Raw genomic sequence first — 19,266 nt, forward strand, 5'->3', positions numbered from 1 at the left:
TTTTTCTTCAATCCAACCGCGGCGATGTTCGAAGGATTTGCCAGTGAGTGCATCTTCACCACACAAAAATGCTCGGCGTACGCAGCGTGAGATACAGTGGTAGTATTTGGTGTCGGTTAAACTAATTAGTTTTTTACGGGCAGTAGCCATCGCTTTTTCCTCAATCCTTTGAGTTCAGAGTTAGAGCGTAGACGACATCTAATGAGCTTGCAAATTTGAAAAATGTTAAGGTGGGTGTCAGTGATTGTTTTGATTCAATAAAACCGGAAACTGTTTTTAGGTGGATGTCAGTGCTCCTTTCTCCTGTCGGTGTTCCTATGTTCTCCCCTAGATAAAGTGCACAATTTAACATATACGGCTATATTAGACTGGTAACCATAACGACCATTTATTTAAGGAGAAAAAACATGTCGTTTAAATCAGTAAATCACTTCATAGGCTGGTTCGTTGTCGGTCTGTCCGCTTTAGCATTAGCTCCCAGTATTGTGCCGGGTAGCATGTCAGTTTTAGCGTTTTATTTAAGCCTTGTACTCCTTTTGTTTTCCTTGTTTACCATTTCTACAACCAATCATCGCTTCTTTAGCTGGACAGCCATCATCGTCGGTGCTGGTATGCTGTTTTTGAATGATTACTTGCGAGTGTTAATGCCTTCTCCCGAACCAACTTGGCCTAATCGCATTGCGCTATATCTTGCTTATATCATCATTTTAATGATGGGAATAATGAAGATTAGAACACAATCCAGCAACTAAAGTAGTGTCAAACCTCAGTTATTACCAAACAGCGGTTGCGATTTGCTGCTTAGCCACATACAATTTCGCGACCTGTCTGTTTGTATATTTGCATTACCTTGGCTGTATCATCTATTTTCTCTTCTACGGGCCCGTTAGCCCAGCATTTTCCTGGCTATCAACCAAGACAGCCACAGATAGATATGGCCGTAGCGGTGGAAGAAACCATACAAAATGGCGGGCAATGCGTTGCAGAAGCAGGAACAGGAACAGGCAAAACATTCGCATATTTAGTTCCCGCATTTCAGTCAAAAGGTAAAGTTATTGTCTCTACTGGCTCTAAAGCCTTACAAGAGCAACTATTCCACCGAGATGTACCCACACTAAAAAAAGTACTCACAAGCGGCAAAAAAGTTACTTTGCTGAAAGGTAGAGGCAATTACCTTTGTCCATATCGCCTATCACAACATTTGAGTCATGTACCTACAGATGATCCCGATGTCATGCATCAACTTGCCATGGTTGCAAAGTTTGCATCCGAAACGCAAAGCGGAGATTTAGCCGATTGTGTCGGCATTGAAGAAGACGCCAAAGTGTTACCCTATGTTACTTCAACAGCAGACAACTGTTTAGGTAAAGAATGCCCAAACTACGAAGGCTGTTATATTCGCAAGGCAAGACTCAAAGCGGTCGACGCCGATGTTGTGGTGATCAATCACCATCTATTTTTTGCTGATATGGCAGTAAAAGATTTAGGGTTTGCGGAGCTGATGCCAACCGCAGACAGCTATATCTTTGACGAGGCCCACCAGCTGCCAGAAATCGCCAGTGACTACTTTGGTGAAACTATAAGCACCAAAGCACTACAAGCTTTGATTAATGACATTAGAGTTATCTACCGCTCAGATATTCCAGATATGCTGCAGCTTGGCAAAACTCTAAATAAATTGGAAACCAGTGTTGCCGATCTCCGTCTGGTATTTGGTGGCGATGGTGCACGGGGAGATTGGCGAGAGGCGCTGGCAAACAAACCAATTTGCGATGCAATGCACCGTGTGATAGGTAACCTAGACTTTCTCTACAAAGTGCTCAAACTCTGCCTTGATAGAAGCGATAAAATAGAGCATCCATTTGAAAAGGTCATGACCTTTAAAAGCCAACTTGAGCGCGCATTCGACACCAGCCAAACCGGATTTAGTTATTGGTTTGAAACCACTAGGCGCTTTTTGTCGATCCATATCACGCCTTTAGATGTATCGAGCAAATTTGCGCAAATCATCAAAACCACCGAAGCGAGCTTTGTGTTTACCTCCGCCACTTTATCGGTTGATAATTCGCTGAACCACTTTAGCCGTAGCTTAGGCCTAACACCTACTTCACAGTTTATAGTTGAAAGTCCATTTAACTACAAACAACAAGCCTTGCTGTGCCTGCCACGCTATCTGCCAGAAACCCGCGATGATCTAATGCCGCATGCACTAGTAAAGCTTGCTAAACAAGTGATCGAAGCTGCCAAAGGACGAACCTTTTTACTTTTTACCAGCTATCGAGCCATGCATTTGGTTTATGAGGGACTTAGCACAGCGTTGCAATACCCAATTTTTATGCAGGGACAGGCATCAAAACGCATCATTTTAGAGCAGTTTATACGTCATGGTAACGCAGTATTACTAGGGACAGCCTCCTTTTGGGAAGGGGTGGATGTCCGTGGTGATACCCTAAGTTGTGTTGTCATTGACAAACTACCATTTGCTTCTCCAGACGACCCTTTATTACAAGCACGTATGAGAGATGCTGAAATGCGTGGGTTAGAACCATTCGATGCCATACAACTTCCACAAGCAGTTATCGCTTTAAAACAGGGGGTTGGCCGATTAATTCGTGATGCTAACGATAAAGGTGTACTGATTATTTGCGATAATCGCTTAGTTACGAGAAAATACGGCCAGACGTTTTTAAGTAGCTTGCCCGATATGTCTCGCACCAGAGACTTAAACAAGGCAATTCGATTTTTAGAGAATATTGATAAAAATGAAAAATAACCTGTTGGCCCTAGACGCCTCCACTGAAGCACTCAGTATTGCATTGCATTACGAAGGCAAGTTTATTCGCCACTTTGAGGTTTGTCCGCAGCAGCATAGTCAGAAGATCTTGCCATTAGTTGAACGCATTCTGCGTGAGGCCGATATTACGCTCAATGATCTTGACGGCATTGTATTTGGCCGTGGTCCAGGTAGCTTTACAGGCGTTAGGATCAGTACAGCAGTAGCACAAGGCCTAGCATTTTCATCTGGCCTTAAGTTAGTGGGTGTCTCTACTTTACAAGCAATGGCACAGCAAGCATGGATGGAAGCAGGTAAAAGTGACGTAGTAGCGGCGATTGATGCCCGTATGGGTGAGGTTTACCTCTGCCAATACCAAGGTGACAATAACGGTATTATTCAACCAACCACAGAAGAAACCGTTATTAAGCCAGAACAAATAGACTTTACTGCGACTGGCGCTGTTGGCGTTGGTACAGGATGGCAAGCCTTCAGTGATCTTACCCATCAACTAGAGTGCCAAGTAATTGAAAACATTAGCTTACCAGACGCGTACTACATGCTGTTTATTGCCGATGATGCATTCACGCAAGGGCTGTCGGTCGGCGCCGCAAACGCACAGCCGCAATATGTGAGAGACACAGTAACATGGAAAAAGTTGCCAGGTCGCGAATAAAGGCGTATTTTTATACTAGTGAATCAGTGTTATTGAGCTAAACCGTGAAGCTAAATTCAATTGTCCAACAAGCTGGTACGTATCAAGTAAAGCCACAGCCCAAAAAGGCGGTGAGCTCAGTCGTTGACGATCAGAAGACAACAACACAAAATTCAGCTCAGATCAGGACGAGTGAACAGGGCATCGCACTAGTAGAGCAGTTTCAATCACAACAACATTCTACTATATATGACCGTCCTAACTTTCGTACGGGGCAGGCGATAAGTGAATATAGAGCGATTGCAACTGAAGCAAGAAGAGATGAAATCAAAAGTATGATAGGGGTCTCTGTTTACGCCTAAATATCAACTCAGTTAACCATTCGTTATAATACCAATAAGGTCAGCATCTGCTGACCTTATTGGTGTTTGATAGTCAAAATATTACTGCTTAATAAATCCGATCAGTTTATCAGCAATAGCGGTATTATTTTGTGAACCAATAAAGGCCTCTTTGCCTTTACCGTGCGCAAATACTTGTACATCAATCGCAGTATGACCTCCGGTGGTCCAGCCGGTAAAAGACGCATCACTAATCGCATCTTTTACTACTAAACTCAGAGCTTTAGAACCAAGACCTAATGCTTCTTTTACCTTCAATTCAGTCGCGCTATCATAGTCAAGACCAGTTAGCGTTTCCCATGTTGCTTTCACATCTTTTGACTCACTCAACGCCTTAGCAATTTCGTCACCAGATCCTTTCACCTTAGCGACCACGTCACGCTCCCAACGGTACTGACCATTCGCGCCTAGTGTTAACCCGCCTGTTGAATGATCCGCGGTGATAACCAAGATAGTGTCTGGGTTATCGTCAACAAACGCCTTTGCAAGCATAATAGACTCTGCAAAGTCATCCATTTCACGCATCGCACATGCAATATCATTTGCGTGACCACACCAGTCAATTTGACTGCCTTCAATCATCAAGAAAAAACCTTTGTCGTTTTGGTTTTCTAGCAGTGACAACGCCGTTTTTGTCATTTTAGTTAGACGCTTAGGTTCTTCATCAATGGCATACGGTAACCCAACTTCGGCAAACAAACCCATTGCCGGTATTTTGTTTAACGTATCAAGCTTTGCCAGCTCATCAACGTATTGATATCCAGCCTCTTTAAATTCGCTAACTAGATTTCTATCTTCACGGATAAAGTACTTAGTACCACCACCAAGCATTAAGTCGACGGGAAGCTTGCCAGCAATCTTGTTGTCGATATAGTCGTTGGCAATTTCATCGTAATTGCGACGGGACTCATTGTGTGAGGCAAAGCTTGCAGGGGTTGCATGGTTGATTTGGGATGTAGCCACAAGTGCAGTCGTTTTACCTTTCTTTTTAGCAACCTCGAGCATTGTTTCAAGATCTTCTTTATGCGTATCAACCGCAATCGCGCCATTATAGCTCTTTGTACCTGTACTCAGTGCAGTTGCACCAGCCGCACTGTCTGTCACCACAGTATCATCATCAGGGTAGGTATGAGCCATGCCGACTAAAATCGAGTCAAAGATTGTTGGGTCAACCACTTTGGTTGAAGGGTCGTCTTTAAAATAACGATAACCTGTGGTGTAGGCAGGTCCCATACCGTCGCCAATCATGTAAATAATATTCTTGGGTGCAGCCAAAGTAGGGGCCGCAAATACCAATCCAACAACTGAGGCCAAAAGGCTAGATTTGAAATTCATTGTTATTCCCGTGTACTTATCGTGATGGAAGTTTGCGATTTTCTACTCTTTGATCGATTTAAAACACACTCATATTCGAGTGGGTGTCAGCTAAAAACAAGCTAAAAATATTCGATTAAAAACTCATTCATAATAGAGTGGGTGTCAGCTAAAAATATTTTCATCAAATCAAAGTAGTAAGTTCAAATATGTCACGGTAAGATGATAAATCAATGATCGAACAATGAATACAAAAAGAACCTATAGATGTCTCTAGATGCGATAAAAGAACAAAAAATCGGGCCATTTTCCTATCAAACTTGGGGGCAGGGCGAACAAACTGTTGTTTACCTCCATGGCTGGCAAGACAATGGCAACAGCTTCTTACCATTACAGCCGTTTTGCAATAATAAGGCATATCAACACATCGCTTTAGATTTTGCAGGCCATGGGCGTAGCGACTGGAAAAGTGAAGATGCATTTTACTATTTCATTGACTATGTTTACGACCTAAAGTGCTTTCTCGACCAAGCAAATATCAATCGTTGTCACCTTGTAGGGCATTCTATGGGGGCCATGGTCGCTAACTTATTCGCGGCATGTTTTCCGTCGCGCTGTTTATCCTTAGTGCTCATTGAAGGAATTGGGATTGTCAGTACATTAGAGTCAGATACTCGAACCCAGCTTATTAATGCCTTTAATTCCCGAGATAAATTAAAACAATCTGAACCTCGAGTTTATCCTGATATAAATACATTAGCTTTATTACGTAGCAAAGTGAGTGACATTTCTGTAGAGCTAGCAACGCTATTGATGAATCGAAATTGTGAGCAACATAAAAACGGTATACAGCTTACGCTAGATCCAAGACTCAAGCATCACTCTGGGTTTCGTTATTCGGTTGCACAAGCACAAAGCGCTTTAGAAGGAATTACTACACCCACCTTGCTTATTTTGGCAGAACAAGGGTACGCCATGATCCAGCGTCAATACTCACAGTTCAAACGCTGCTTTGCGACATTAAAGGTTGAAAAAATACCCGGTGGTCATCACTGCCATATGGAAAACCCAGAAATATGCTATAAGCTAATTGATGCACACCAACGCTCAGCATAAAACTATTTATAATGCCGAACGTTTAAAGAATAAACTAATCAGGGAGTGAAAACTTCTTTATCAACGCTAAAGGCCACGTTTCAACAGCATCTTGATTGTAAATCCTCAAATATTGTGGGAATATGGCGTTTTTAGAGTATTTGCTCAATTGTTAAAGTGCCTTACATCGTTTATGGTTTAGGGTGAATATAAAAATAACGAGAACACAGGAGCTAAGAGTGGAAAAAATCTGGCTTAAGCGCTACCCAGAAGGTATGCCTGAAACTATCGACCCAGAGCATTACAACTCATTGCTTGAATTATTTGAAAAAAGTTTTGCAGAATATGCCCAGTACCCAGCCTATAGCAATATGGGTAAGACACTGACTTATCAGCAAGTTGATGAAAAAACCAAAGCAGTTGCTAGCTATATTCAAAATGAATTAAAGCTTGGTCGCGGCGATAAAGTTGCGGTCATGATGCCAAACTTGTTGCAAACACCTATTACTATTTTAGGTGTACTTCGCGCAGGTTGCACCGTAGTAAATGTAAACCCACTTTATACGGTAAGAGAATTAGAACACCAGCTTAACGACTCTGAGTCTAAGGCTATCTTTATTCTTGCAAACTTTGCTCACACATTAGAACAAGCCTTACCTAAAACCGATGTAAAACATGTAGTGCTCACCGAAATTGGTGATATGCTGGGTGGCTTTAAAAAGCACTTGGTTAACTTTGTTGTTAAACGCTTCAAGAAAATGGTGCCAGACTTCAGTTTACCAAGTAGTATTCCTTTTAAGCAGGTGATTGGCGCCGATGCGGCACAATACACAAGGCCCGACATCTCACTGAGTGACTTGGCATTTTTGCAGTACACAGGTGGCACCACCGGCGTTTCAAAAGGCGCAATGTTAACCCATGGAAACATGGTCGCTAACCTCGAGCAGGTTTCGGGCTGCCTAGATAAAGTTCTGGATAAAGGGAAGGAAGTCGTTATTACCGCTTTACCGCTTTACCATATCTTTGCCCTTACTGCGAATTGCTTAACCTTTATGAAGTACGGTGGTCATAATATTCTGATCACTAACCCTCGTGATATGCCTGCATTTGTAAAAGAGCTGTCAAAATACCCATTTACCACCATTACAGGGGTAAATACGCTATTTAACGGCCTGTTAAATACTCCAGGGTTTGCTGAGCTCGACTTTTCTACTTTGAAAATGTCGTTAGGTGGCGGTATGGCGGTTCAACGCCCTGTCGCTGAGCGCTGGCAAAAAGTAACCAATACAAAACTTATGGAAGGCTACGGCCTGACTGAATGTGCACCTTTGGTTACCATCAGCCCACGTGATTTAGAAGAGTATAATGGTTCAATTGGTTTACCGGCACCAAGTACAGATATTAAGCTGGTAGACGAAGAAGGTAATGAAAGTCCTAAAGGTGAACCGGGCGAACTGTGCGTTAAGGGTCCGCAAGTTATGGCAGGTTACTATAATCGCCCAGACGCTACCGCAGAGTGTTTAAAAGACGGCTGGTTTGCGACAGGTGATATTGCAACTTACGATGATGATGGTTTCTTCTATATTGTTGACCGTAAGAAAGACATGATATTAGTATCTGGCTTTAATGTCTTCCCTAATGAAATAGAAGAAGTGGTCGCTATGCACGACGGTGTACTTGAAGTAGCCGCCATTGGTGTACCGCATGAAGTCAGTGGTGAGCAAGTTAAAGTTTTTATTGTTAAAAAAGACCCATCTTTAACAGAAAAAGATATAATTGCCCATTGCCGAGATAATCTAACGAACTATAAAGTACCAAAACAGGTTGAGTTTAGAGATGAACTGCCTAAAACCAATGTTGGTAAAATACTGCGTAGAGCGTTAAAAGAATAACAAAAAAAGCCGGCACTAGCCGGCTTTTTTCTAACTAGCGTTTGTCATGCTAGTTAAGCAAATTGCATGGGAGTAACAGTGCAGTATCAAGTCATTGAAAGTCAACAAGCACTAGATGAGTTTGTCTCTAATATTTCAGCCGCCAACGTGCTTGCCGTCGATACCGAATTTATGCGTCGTCGCACGCTGTACCCCGAAATCGCCTTGTTACAGGTTTATGATGGAAAACACCTAGCACTTATTGATCCGTTAACTGACATTGATTTTAGTCAGCTTTGGGCTTTATTTGCTGACACCCACGTTCTCAAAGTACTTCATTCTCCATCGGAAGATATTGAAGTTTTTCTCAAGTTTGCAGGTTTTATTCCTTCTCCTATTTTTGACACCCAGTTTGCGCTGCAACTTCTTGGAGAGGGAAGCTGTATTGGCTTTGCAAACATGGTAAAGCAATTAAGAGAAGTGGAAATTGACAAGAGTGAATCAAGGACCGACTGGCTGCGTCGACCATTGACGCAAAAGCAACTAGACTACGCCGCGTCAGATGTCTTTCACTTACTGCCATGTTACGAGCAAATTCTCACACAAGTAAATGAAAAGCACCTATTTAACATAGTACTGCAAGAAAGTGAGCTTTTAGCACAAAAACGCAGCTTCCGTCAGCCTGACGAACTACTTTACCTCGACGTAAAAAACGTATGGCAACTTAAACCTCGTGATCTCGCTATTTTAAAAGAACTCGCGGCTTGGCGACGGGCAAAAGCAGAGAAAAAGAACCTCGCACTAAACTTTGTGCTTAAAGAACATAATATGGTGGAAATAGCAAAACGTCGCCCAAGTACTCTAGGTAGTTTACGTAATGTGCCTGGCATTGAACCCATGGAAGTCAATCGCTCAGGTAAAGAGATCTTAGCTTGTATTGAAAGAGGCAAGGCAGTGGGCGAGCAAGATTGTCCGCAACGGGTAAGAAGGCTAATTGACTTTAAAGGATACAAGGCCGCATGCAAAGACATTAAGCACATTATTGCTGATGTCGCGAAGCGCAATAACATTCCAGTTGATGTATTTGCTTCTAAAAAACAAATCAACCAAGTCATCAGCTGGTCGTGGAAAAAGTCAGAACAAGAAAAACAATTATTAATGAAACCAGATCTTGCACTAGGGTGGCGTGCAACATTACTCGAAGACAAGTTAAACAGTTGGTTATAACAAGGCACAAAAAAGGGCTATCGCGATAGCCCTTTTTGCAAACTCTGCCCCTAACTACTTTTCGTCATCAGGCAAGGTAACATTCAATTCAAGAACGGCTAAATCGTCCTCATTTTGCTCAAATTGAACATTAACTGCATCCGAATCAACTTTTACGTATTTACGGATGACATCCAATATATCTTGCTTTAGTTGTGGCAAATAATCTGGCGTACCACGTTTAGAGCGCTCATGTGCAACAATGATTTGCAGACGCTCTTTTGCTAACGAAGCGCTGTTTTTCTTTTCTGAACGAAAATAATCTAGTAATGACACATTACCCTCCAAAAATCCGTTTGAAGATACCTTTCTTCTCGACTTGCAAGAAGCGGAAATCTACAACTTCACCCAACAAACGATTAATCGCATCGCTGTATGCCTGACCGGCATCAGACTCTTGGTCTAAAATAACGGGCTGGCCGGAGTTGGATGCATTAAGCACTGACTTCGACTCTGGAATAACCCCGAGCAAGTCAATCGCTAAGATCTCTTTTACATCTTCAACAGATAGCATTTCACCACTATCCACACGCTCTGGATTGTAACGGGTTAATAGTAAGTGTTCTTTAACCGGCTCTAACCCAAGCTCTGCACGCTTTGACTTGCTCTGTAAAATACCCAATATACGGTCAGAATCTCGTACAGAAGACACTTCAGGGTTAGTCGTTACAACGGCTTCATCGGCAAAATAAAGCGCCATCATAGCGCCAGCTTCAATACCGGCCGGAGAGTCACAAATAATAAAATCGAACTCTTCTTTCATCTCGCTCAACACGCGCTCAACACCTTCGCGGGTTAGAGCATCTTTATCACGAGTTTGAGAAGCAGGCAGGATGTAAAGCTTTTCTACGCGTTTGTCTTTAATTAACGCCTGATTTAGATTAGCCTCACCATTAATAACATTTACAAAATCGTAAACCACGCGGCGTTCGCACCCCATGATTAAATCTAGGTTTCTGAGACCAATATCAAAATCGACAATGGCTGTTTTATAACCCTTTAGCGCTAAGCCAGTACCAATTGCTGCACTTGACGTTGTTTTACCAACACCGCCTTTACCTGAAGTTACGACAATAATTTTTGCCATCTGATTTATCCTTTGACCAAAGCTGTAATTTTTAATGATTCGTCTTGTTGTGTTATTTGAGCAGCTTGACCCCAGTGCTCACCTTGCAGTGAATCACTGATCCAATAACTCCCGTTTATCGACACTAATTCTGCTTCTAAGCGTTGGCAAAATATACTTGTGTCTGGTTGCCCTTGGGCACCCGCGATTGCTCGCCCACGTAAAGTGCCATAAATGTGCACATTACCATCAGCGATAACCTCGGCACCATGACTTACCGCACCTAATACGATTAAGTCACGGTCTTTTGCATAAATTTGCTGACCACTACGTACCGTTCCGTTCACAATCTGAGCTGGCAGATAAACTTGTTTTTCTACTACTTCTGTTGCTTGTGATTGAGATGGGGCACTCGGTTGCACGTCCCTTGAATAGTTTAGTACAGAAAACCCGGCTTCTTTGGCTAAGTCGTGTTGACTTTGAGTACCACTACATACACCCACTGGATTGAGTTGTAAATCCATCAGTGTTTGCTTTAACGCTTTGAATTCTACAGTTTGATCCTGAACATCAGCTAAATTAATCACAATCGGAGCGCCTTGGAAGAATTTTGGCGCCTGTGATATTTTGCTATCGAGGTCTTCTCTTAGTTTTGTTAAATCTAAAGAAAACAACTGTAGCACTGAGAGTGTAAATAGATTTCCTTTTAGTTCGAATGTTTGTTTTGCCATATGCACTCAAATATTTGTTACAACCGCCGCTAAAGCCTTATTTACCTGACTTTAGGGCATAGTAAAACTTTCCACAACTTACTAATAGCATGGTATAGTGAGCGCCAATGATTAGCAAGAATTTATAGGCTTATAATGCTCACTGCCATATACAAAAGTCCAAAAAAAGCGGATACGTACCTTTTTGTAACCAAAAGAGATGATTTTTCCAATGTACCTGCACCTTTAATGGAAACTTTTGGTACACCTGTTTATGTGATGATTGTAGATCTTGCAAGAAGAGACAAACTTGGAATAGCTGATCTTGAAACGGTTAAGCAAAAATTAACCGACGATGGGTTTTACTTACAACTTCCACCGCACACAGAAAGTTTGCTAGACGAATTTAGAAAGCAAAACGGAGTATCAGACGCGTGATAAAAAAAATTTCTCTTTTAGTAGCCTCAGTTTGCCTATCCACCTCAGTGTTTGCTAATACGCAAGCAAAGTTTGACGAATATCTCAAAAACTTAAAACAAGAAGCAATAGAAAAGGGCTACGCTCAACAACTAGTTGATGATGCATTTGCCACCGCCGTGTTTAAAGAAAAAGTGATTAAAGCAGACAAAACTCAGCCAGAAATCGTTGAAACGCTTGAAACCTATTTACCAAAACGCGTGCCAGAATGGAAAATTCAACAAGCGCGCAAGCTGTATAAAGAACACAAAACCACTCTTGAAAAAGTAGCTAAAGAATATGGTGTCCAAGCGCGTTTTATCGTTGCGCTTTGGGGATTAGAGAGTAACTTTGGCCGTATTCAAGGCGGGTATCCAGTAATTAGCGCACTCGTTACATTAGCGTTTGACGGTCGCCGCGAAGCACTATACAAGCGTCAACTATGGGCTGCACTTGATATATTAAGAGACGGTCATATTGGCCTAGACGACTTTAAAGGCTCTTGGGCAGGCGCCATGGGGCAAACCCAATTTATGCCTACTTCATTTACCTCTTATGCTGTTGACTACAATAAAGATGGCCGCAAAGATATTTGGACAACCCAAGAAGATGCTTTTGCTTCGATAGCTAACTACTTAAAACGTGTAGGCTGGAATGACGACCTTACCTGGGGCCGCCAAGTAAAGTTGCCTGAGGGTTTCGACACTAGCTATATTTTAAAACGTGGCACTAAGTCACACAAAGAGTGGCTCAATGAATGGCGTAAGTCAGAACGTTCATTGGCTCAATGGCAAGCGCTTGGATTACGCAGAATGGACGGTAGTGACCTGCCTCAGGTTGATATCACAGCAGCATTGGTAATGCCAGATGATGAGAATGGTCGCATGTATCTTGCTTATGATAACTATAAAGCATTGATGAATTGGAACCGTTCTTATTACTTCGCCACCAGCGTAGGGTATTTATCAGACCGAATCGGTTATCCGAAAATTTAATAATCACATTACGACTAAGCCCGTTTAATTAACGGGCTTTTTTATACACTTAGCTTGAACTTGAATATGGTTAATTAGCGCAGCCCTTAGCAAAAAATAAAAAAGGCAGCTTCCAACTAGCTGCCTTTTGGTTGGGCTAATGTGTGCAAGTGTCAATAGTAAGACAAAGGTTGAACCTTGCCCCAAAAGACTCGGTATGAAAATAGCGTGTAAGCAATTAAGGTCGGAACCACTATCACCACGCCATATAACAAAAAGGTTAGTGCAGACGGGTCTGCAACGGCTTCAAAAATGGTCAACTTACCAGGCACCACATAAGGGTAAAAACTGTACACCAAACCAAAGAAGCATAATAAAAAGATAAAAGCTGAGATTAAAAAGGGCAGCCACGCGCCATTTTCAGGCGACTTAGGTAACTTTTGTAGAACCAGCTCCAAAATCACAAACAGTGATAAGCAAATAATAGGGGCGGGTAACACAACTAGGGCCATAGGTAAGTCAAACCAACGCTCGTAAATCCCAGCATTGATCATAGGGTTAATTACCGATACCAACACCACGCCAACAAACGCCACTCGAGCAAAGTTTTTACACCACCGGATCGCATCTTGTTGAAGTTTGCCTTCACATTTCATAATCAGCCAAGCAGAGCCGATTAAGCCATAAGCACAAACAACCCCAATGCCACTGAATATTGCAAACGCATGTGCCAACGGTGTGTTTTCAAACCCAATCACATACAGCCCCAACATGTAACCTTGTGCAAAAGAGGTCAAGAGGGAGCCGAACTTAAATACTTTATCCCAACGTCGTTGTCGCTTAACTCTGGCCTTAGCTCTAAAATCAAAAGCCACGCCGCGCATGATTAATCCAAATAATAAAAATACAACGGGAATATATAGTGCTTGCAATATCATGCTATGAGCCTGAGGGAAGGCTATAAAAGCCAACCCGACTGCCAAAACCAGCCAAGTTTCATTGGCATCCCAAAATGGGCCAATAGAGGCAATCATAGTATCTGCAGTATCTTTATCCTCTAATGGAATAAGCATACCGACCCCTAAGTCATAGCCATCTAAAATCGCATAAACGAGCACCGCAAGTGCCATTAAGCCTGCATAGATTAGCGATAAATATTCCGGGTTAAACACGAGACACCTCCGCAGAAAATTCCTTCATATCATATTCCTCAACTTCCACAGACTTACTTGCAGTGTGAAATAAGGTTCGAATATAGGCATAGAGTAAAATCGAATAAATGGTGAGATAGCCTATTAAGGTAAACAACACGTTTTCTGATGCGATAGTTGTTACTGCTTCTTCTACTCGAAGCACGCCACTGACAATATAGGGTTGACGACCAATCTCGGTTACATACCAGCCGGCAAGCGTAGCTATCCAGCCCGAAAACGTCATTGCGACCAAGGTTTTTAATTGCCACTTGGGTAGCTCACCTTTTTTCCATAGTGTGAATCTCGTGATAAACGCCACTAAGATCATCAACATTCCCATACCAACCATGATCCTAAAACCAAAAAATACGGGCTTAACAGGCGGGTGTTCACCTTCAAATTCGTTAAGCCCTTTAATTTCACCATCAACGTCGTGGGTAAGAATAAAACTGGCCATTTTAGGAATACCGACCGCATAATCGTTGCGCCTTTCTTCCTCATTAGGTATTGCAAATAGTAATAATGGTGCGCCTTTTTCAGTTTCCCAAACTCCCTCCATCGCGGCGACTTTCTGTGGCTGATGCTTTAGGGTATTTAAGCCGTGTAGGTCACCTACGAATGCCTGAACGGGTGTTAAGAGCGCAGCAACGGTTAATGCCACTGTAAGTGCCTTTTTTGGCGCATGTTTTTCGTCGTTTTTAAGTAAACGATAGGCACTGACTCCTGCAATTAAGAAAGAGGCAGTCAAGGCACTGGCGAGCAACATATGGAATAGTCGATAACCAAAAGATGGGTTAAAAATCACCTCAAACCAATCCGTTGGATAAACAATGCCGTCTCGTAATTCAAATCCTGTCGGAGTCTGCATCCAACTGTTGAGGGATAAGATCCAAAATGCCGATATTGTTGTTCCAATTGCCACGATAAACGTTGCAAGGGTATGAATTTTAGGAGGAACACGTTTCATACCAAATAGCATGATGCCGAGAAAAGTCGCTTCCATAAAAAATGCGGTAAGCACTTCATAGCCAAGCAGTGGGCCTGCGATATTCCCCACCTTTTCCATAAAACCTGGCCAATTAGTACCAAACTGGAATGACATAGTGATGCCGCTCACTACACCCAGAGCAAATGTCAAAGCAAAAATCTTGACCCAGAAGCGATATGCTCTTAACCAAACTGGATGCTCAGTTAAGTCATACTTGAGTTTAAAAAAAGCGAGAAACCAAGCTAATGCAATGGAAATCGTGGGAAAAAGTATATGAAAACTAATATTTGCCGCAAACTGTATTCGCGACAACAACAACGTATCAAGCATGACGCACCTCGCATTTTAAGACTTACGTAATAATTTATCCTTTAAATCTATTACCTTACTCACCGAAGATCCGAGTTTCATTAATGACTGTAATTGTTCAGGTGACAAACGCTGTAATTCTGCTGACCATTTTGTTACGGTTTCAAGTAGGTCGTGAATGGTCTGCATTTGCTGCTGAGCATAAACTTCTTCGGGTGAGTTTGCGCTATCTAGAATTTGGTCACGAAGTAAAGTAAGCGTAGGGTCTATCTCTCTTTTTCTTCTTTCTTCAAACACTCGGTTGGCCAAATCCCATATAGAGCCATTTGGGGAGTAGTACTCTTTGCGGTCGCCTGGAATATGATGAACCTTAACCAGCTGCCAAGATTGCAACTCTTTGATCCCCATACTTACATTACCGCGTGAAATTTTTAACGCATCGGCTATCTCGTTTGCTGTTAATGGCTTTTCATTTATAACCAGCAAACCAACCATCTGCCCAATAGTCCTGTTGAATCCCCAACGGCTACCCATTTCGCCGCAATGGAGAACAAAATTTTCTATTTTTGGTGATAAGTTCATATTTCTAAACTTTCAGTAATTATTGAAACTTTAATATAAAGATCACTTTGACTTAGATCAAGCATTAATTTTGCTCAACTACAACATAGCCAAAATTAACCTTCCCCGAATTGCTATATTTCCCTTCCATTAAACGCAAATCAATAGAAATTTCATCTCTTTGTGCTGTAATGCCCGCGCAATTACACGGAATACGCTATACCAAGTGCAATTGGCCATAGCGTTAGTTTATAAATATGGGATTTTATGTATGTTGAGAACTTTTATTGTTGTTTTAACTTTGTTTAGCAGTACAGCCTTAGCTGAACGAGCACCGACAGTGTTAATTTCAATTGATGGCTTTAGGTGGGATTACATTGAAAAGCATGATGCTAAACACATTGCAAAACTTGCCGATCATGGCGTTAGAGCAATGAAGATGTGGCCACAATATCCAACAAAAACCTTTCCTAATCATCTATCGATTGTGACTGGCTTAAAGCCCATTAACCATGGGATCGTGGATAACTACTTCTGCGACCGAGCGCGCGAAGCATGTTACAAGATGGGCAAGGGAAAAGAGGATAGTACATGGATTAACGGTATTCCACTTTGGAACCTTGTTAAAATGCACGGCCATAAGTCAGCCGCTTATTTTTGGCCGGAGTCGGATGCCCGTATTAATGGCATGGCACCAGATTACTATTATCACTACTCACAACAGGCCGATTACAAAAACCGGCTACACCAAATTCAACAATGGCTAACCCTGCCAAAAGACCAAAAGCCTTTGTTTATCGCAAGTTACTTCTCCTTGGTAGACAGCAAAGGACATGAATACGGCCCTAGTCATCACAAGACAAAAGCTGCGGTTCAATACATAGATAAGCTTATTGGCGACTTTGTGGCAAGACTGAAAAAAGAAAAAATTGCGGTAAACTTGGTGCTGGTCTCAGATCATGGAATGGCCAATGTCGACCCAAATCAGGCCGTACTCATCGATGAATTAGCAATCCCAGAAGGCTGGGTGATTAAAAATAGCGGCACAAGAATCTCGTTATACTCGCATAAAGATAAAGACCTCAATTCTACCGCGCTTAAGCAGGCATTAATTAAAAAAGCGAATGGTCGGTACGAGGTATTAAGCGACGAACGTAAAACTGCTCTTCATGGCGGTGAGTCTCCTCGCATTGGAGACATTATTTTACAAGCAAAGCCACCAATCGTTTTTATGCAAAAAGGTAAACACAGTTACTATGGTACTCATGGGTACGAAGTTACCCCCGACATGGCTGCTTTTTTCGTAGCACATGGTCCTGCATTTAAATCGGGCATTGCAATAGAACAAGCCAGTAATTTAGAAGTTTATCCGACACTTGCACACATTATGGGCCTAAAACCACTAAGCAAACTCGATAGTAAAGGGGAAAATCTATTAAAACTGGTGCGACAATAATACGCGCTATTTACTAAGGTTTAGGCCAATAACACGGCCTGAACCGTCTAAGTTTGCAAGGAGCATAACGCTATAAAAGCTACTTTTTATTTGAATGGCCAACAAATCGTTTAGCTAAGGCAAAAACGATATACACTAACACCAAGGAATTAAGGACAAGTAATGTATCTTTATCAGTTACAAACATCCATATCGCAGCCAGTGCAAAACAGGCCAACGTAAAATGGCCGACAAGTGGATTGGTATTCTTTTTTTTCATTAAAGCTTCGCTGTATTCATGTTCAGATTATTTTACACCCGATAGCGATAACATTGCCAACAATCCAGCCAGAAAACTAAATATTTTTAGCCCAATGGTTATAATACGGGCACACAGAAAAGCTTAGTTAATCGCTATTGGTCTGACCAGAGTTTGATGTAGAGCAACTGTGATACTCGTATAAATAGCTAAGATAACATGGAAGTACTTAAAGAGAGTTTTTAGTGGTACATATAAATAAAACAACGCACTGGTTAGATCTCAAAAAGCTAATATTGATACTCGCAACGCTTTGCGTATTGACCTCTTTACTAAATGCATTTTTTGCAACTTATCAAGTTCAAAAACAAGTCATGGTAAAAGATACCTTAGAAGCGAACCGAGCCTATGCCACTAAACTAGCTGGCGTAACCGACCTATTTTTGCAATCAGTGTTAATGCAACTAAAGGCGTCGAGTGACGTGATAGCAGAGCAATTAGACGATCGAGAAGCCGTTAATAACGAGCTTAAACAAATGCTCATTAGAACCCATAGTTTTGATTCGGTAGTATTGGTTAGTGCCAGCGGCGAAATCATCGGGGCTCAGCCCAGCTCACTTGGTGTTACAGGTACAATTCTTCAGGATGAAATTGAAACATCACCATTAAGAAAACAATCGCCCTATATAGTGGGTCCATTTATTTCACCAGCAGGTAACTTAATGGTAAGCCCCACACACCCGATGTTTGATAAAGCAGGTAACTTTTTGGGCTTTATCGCCGCAGGTATTTACCTAAAAGGAGACAATATTTTAGGTCGACTGCTGGCCAACCATCATCATAAAGACAAAACCTACGTATATGTCACCGGACCAAATGGCAAGTTGATCTACCATCATGAAGACGACCGAATTGGTCAGGATGTCACTAAAAACGAAGTGGTGGAGTCGTTGCTTAAGCGCGGCTCAGGTGCAGCACAAATCGTTAATACCCAAGGGGTAGAAATGCTAGCGGGCTACGCGTCTGTAGAGACCAGTGGTTGGGGCGTAGTGGCTCAGCGCCCCCTCGAAGTCACGATGTCGCAACTATCGAACACCATGCAGCACGTACTAAAAACCACAGTGCCTTTTACGGTATTTTTGCTTATTTGTGTTCTTGGCCTCGGCGGTCTCATTGCCAAACCCTTGTGGCGCCTTGCAAAGCTGTCGGAACAAGTACAAGACGGCAGAAATATCGACTTTCCGCATGTTGCTACTTGGTATTATGAAGCAACTTGGTTATATCAAGCAATGCGCAGCAGCGTAAGCCACTTAGGTGCGCAAGTGCAACGGTTTGACGACGAACGCAAACAAGATCAGCTCACCTTGTTGTTCAACAGACGTGGAATGGAAAAATGGCTCGAGTCAGCCTACGAACAAGCGACACCATTTAGCATTATTGCCCTGGATATTGACCACTTTAAGCGGGTTAATGACACCTATGGCCATGATATTGGTGATACCGTGATTCAAAAACTTGCAGAGCTCATGCGCAATAACGCTAGAGAGCATGATCATCTATGCCGCAGTGGTGGAGAAGAATTTTTAATGTTCTTACCAAACGTTGATATTGATCAGGCAAGTAAAATTGCCGAACGCCTAAGAGCCTGCACCGAAGCGACTGAATTCGGCGAAGCCGGACACATCAGCATTTCGCTCGGGATCTCACATTGGCCGCAGTGTTCGGAAGATTTACATCACGCCTTAAAGCTGGCAGACAGAAGTTTATATCAGGCAAAAGCAAACGGTAGGAATCGAGTGGAACATGCAGTATTGGCTAACCATAATGTAGCGTAATTGAAAATCTTCTATTAATAAGTGAAAAACGCTCCGAATATCGGTAAGATGCTGACAATTTTTTACCGTCATACCTATTTACAATAGCTAGCCGGCCGGTTTTTA

The 19,266-nt window shown here is 42.2% G+C and carries 18 protein-coding genes and 1 pseudogene; 11 read left to right on the top strand and 8 right to left on the bottom strand.

The window, feature by feature from the left end; all coding sequences use genetic code 11:
- Positions 1–150 (bottom strand): annotated as a pseudogene (locus CEX98_RS17420) (transposase); the annotation flags it as partial.
- A gap of 257 nt (positions 151–407) precedes the next feature.
- Here CEX98_RS17420 and CEX98_RS17425 point away from each other — a divergent pair.
- From CEX98_RS17425 to CEX98_RS17440, 4 genes are all read left to right on the top strand, one after another.
- The gene (locus CEX98_RS17425) at positions 408–752 is read left to right on the top strand and encodes a hypothetical protein (RefSeq protein ID WP_099643287.1); all 345 of its coding nucleotides are present in this window, start codon (positions 408–410) and stop codon (positions 750–752) included.
- Between the two features lie 182 nt (positions 753–934).
- On the top strand, positions 935–2,773 hold the full coding sequence (locus tag CEX98_RS17430) for an ATP-dependent DNA helicase (protein ID WP_099643288.1): 1,839 nt from the start codon (positions 935–937) through the stop codon (positions 2,771–2,773).
- Complete coding sequence (tsaB, locus tag CEX98_RS17435; protein ID WP_099643289.1) at positions 2,763–3,449, top strand: tRNA (adenosine(37)-N6)-threonylcarbamoyltransferase complex dimerization subunit type 1 TsaB; 687 nt, start codon at positions 2,763–2,765, stop codon at positions 3,447–3,449. Before CEX98_RS17430 ends, tsaB begins: the two co-directional genes overlap by 11 nt.
- Before the next feature lie 44 nt (positions 3,450–3,493).
- A complete protein-coding gene (locus tag CEX98_RS17440; RefSeq protein ID WP_099643290.1) occupies positions 3,494–3,790 on the top strand; it encodes a hypothetical protein in 297 nt (98 codons plus the stop codon).
- 81 nt (positions 3,791–3,871) lie between these two features.
- On the opposite strand, the gene CEX98_RS17445 is transcribed toward CEX98_RS17440, so the two are convergent.
- Positions 3,872–5,164, bottom strand: a complete 1,293-nt coding sequence (locus CEX98_RS17445) for an alkaline phosphatase (protein WP_099643291.1) — start codon at positions 5,162–5,164, stop codon at positions 3,872–3,874.
- 246 nt (positions 5,165–5,410) lie between these two features.
- On the opposite strand from CEX98_RS17445, the gene CEX98_RS17450 reads away from it, so the two are divergent.
- The 3 genes from CEX98_RS17450 (at position 5,411) to rnd (ending at position 9,336) form a co-directional block, all read left to right on the top strand.
- Positions 5,411–6,259, top strand: coding sequence for an alpha/beta fold hydrolase (locus tag CEX98_RS17450; protein ID WP_099643292.1), 849 nt, complete (start codon positions 5,411–5,413; stop codon positions 6,257–6,259).
- A gap of 218 nt (positions 6,260–6,477) precedes the next feature.
- Positions 6,478–8,130 (top strand): long-chain-fatty-acid--CoA ligase FadD, encoded by a 1,653-nt coding sequence (gene fadD, locus CEX98_RS17455; protein ID WP_099643293.1) that lies wholly within the window; start codon positions 6,478–6,480, stop codon positions 8,128–8,130.
- A gap of 78 nt (positions 8,131–8,208) precedes the next feature.
- Positions 8,209–9,336, top strand: a complete 1,128-nt coding sequence (gene rnd / locus CEX98_RS17460; protein ID WP_099643365.1) for a ribonuclease D — start codon at positions 8,209–8,211, stop codon at positions 9,334–9,336.
- 54 nt (positions 9,337–9,390) lie between these two features.
- On the opposite strand, the gene minE is transcribed toward rnd, so the two are convergent.
- Genes minE through minC form a run of 3 tightly spaced genes read right to left on the bottom strand, consistent with a single transcriptional unit; the run spans position 9,391 to position 11,172 of the window.
- Complete coding sequence (minE, locus tag CEX98_RS17465) at positions 9,391–9,651, bottom strand: cell division topological specificity factor MinE (RefSeq protein WP_010372964.1); 261 nt, start codon at positions 9,649–9,651, stop codon at positions 9,391–9,393.
- A 1-nt stretch (position 9,652) separates the two neighbouring features.
- The gene (gene minD, locus CEX98_RS17470; protein ID WP_099643294.1) at positions 9,653–10,462 is read right to left on the bottom strand and encodes a septum site-determining protein MinD; all 810 of its coding nucleotides are present in this window, start codon (positions 10,460–10,462) and stop codon (positions 9,653–9,655) included.
- 5 nt (positions 10,463–10,467) lie between these two features.
- Positions 10,468–11,172 (bottom strand): septum site-determining protein MinC, encoded by a 705-nt coding sequence (gene minC / locus CEX98_RS17475; RefSeq protein ID WP_099643295.1) that lies wholly within the window; start codon positions 11,170–11,172, stop codon positions 10,468–10,470.
- A gap of 135 nt (positions 11,173–11,307) precedes the next feature.
- On the opposite strand from minC, the gene CEX98_RS17480 reads away from it, so the two are divergent.
- Both CEX98_RS17480 and CEX98_RS17485 read left to right on the top strand, forming a co-directional pair.
- Positions 11,308–11,589 carry a YcgL domain-containing protein gene (locus CEX98_RS17480; RefSeq protein ID WP_099643296.1) on the top strand — a complete coding sequence of 94 codons (282 nt, stop codon included), beginning with the start codon at positions 11,308–11,310 and terminating at the stop codon, positions 11,587–11,589.
- Positions 11,586–12,602 (top strand): lytic murein transglycosylase, encoded by a 1,017-nt coding sequence (locus CEX98_RS17485; RefSeq protein ID WP_099643297.1) that lies wholly within the window; start codon positions 11,586–11,588, stop codon positions 12,600–12,602. Before CEX98_RS17480 ends, CEX98_RS17485 begins: the two co-directional genes overlap by 4 nt.
- A 152-nt stretch (positions 12,603–12,754) precedes the next feature.
- Here CEX98_RS17485 and CEX98_RS17490 read toward each other — a convergent pair whose 3' ends face one another.
- From CEX98_RS17490 to CEX98_RS17500, 3 genes are read right to left on the bottom strand one after another with little or no spacing between them, the layout of a single operon-like run.
- Positions 12,755–13,753 carry a cytochrome d ubiquinol oxidase subunit II gene (locus CEX98_RS17490; RefSeq protein ID WP_099643298.1) on the bottom strand — a complete coding sequence of 333 codons (999 nt, stop codon included), beginning with the start codon at positions 13,751–13,753 and terminating at the stop codon, positions 12,755–12,757.
- Positions 13,746–15,092, bottom strand: a complete 1,347-nt coding sequence (locus tag CEX98_RS17495; RefSeq protein ID WP_099643299.1) for a cytochrome ubiquinol oxidase subunit I — start codon at positions 15,090–15,092, stop codon at positions 13,746–13,748. The genes CEX98_RS17490 and CEX98_RS17495 overlap by 8 nt, the downstream gene beginning before the upstream one ends.
- Positions 15,093–15,107: 15 nt before the next feature.
- Complete coding sequence (locus tag CEX98_RS17500; protein WP_099643300.1) at positions 15,108–15,653, bottom strand: GbsR/MarR family transcriptional regulator; 546 nt, start codon at positions 15,651–15,653, stop codon at positions 15,108–15,110.
- A gap of 250 nt (positions 15,654–15,903) precedes the next feature.
- Here CEX98_RS17500 and CEX98_RS17505 point away from each other — a divergent pair, with 250 nt between their 5' ends.
- Positions 15,904–17,088 (top strand): alkaline phosphatase family protein, encoded by a 1,185-nt coding sequence (locus tag CEX98_RS17505; protein ID WP_099643301.1) that lies wholly within the window; start codon positions 15,904–15,906, stop codon positions 17,086–17,088.
- Positions 17,089–17,571: 483 nt separating this feature from the next.
- The gene (locus CEX98_RS17515; RefSeq protein ID WP_099643303.1) at positions 17,572–19,161 is read left to right on the top strand and encodes a sensor domain-containing diguanylate cyclase; all 1,590 of its coding nucleotides are present in this window, start codon (positions 17,572–17,574) and stop codon (positions 19,159–19,161) included.
- The last annotated feature ends 105 nt before the right edge of the window (positions 19,162–19,266 follow it).

Source organism: Pseudoalteromonas piscicida (assembly GCF_002744175.1).
GTDB lineage: Bacteria > Pseudomonadota > Gammaproteobacteria > Enterobacterales > Alteromonadaceae > Pseudoalteromonas > Pseudoalteromonas piscicida_B.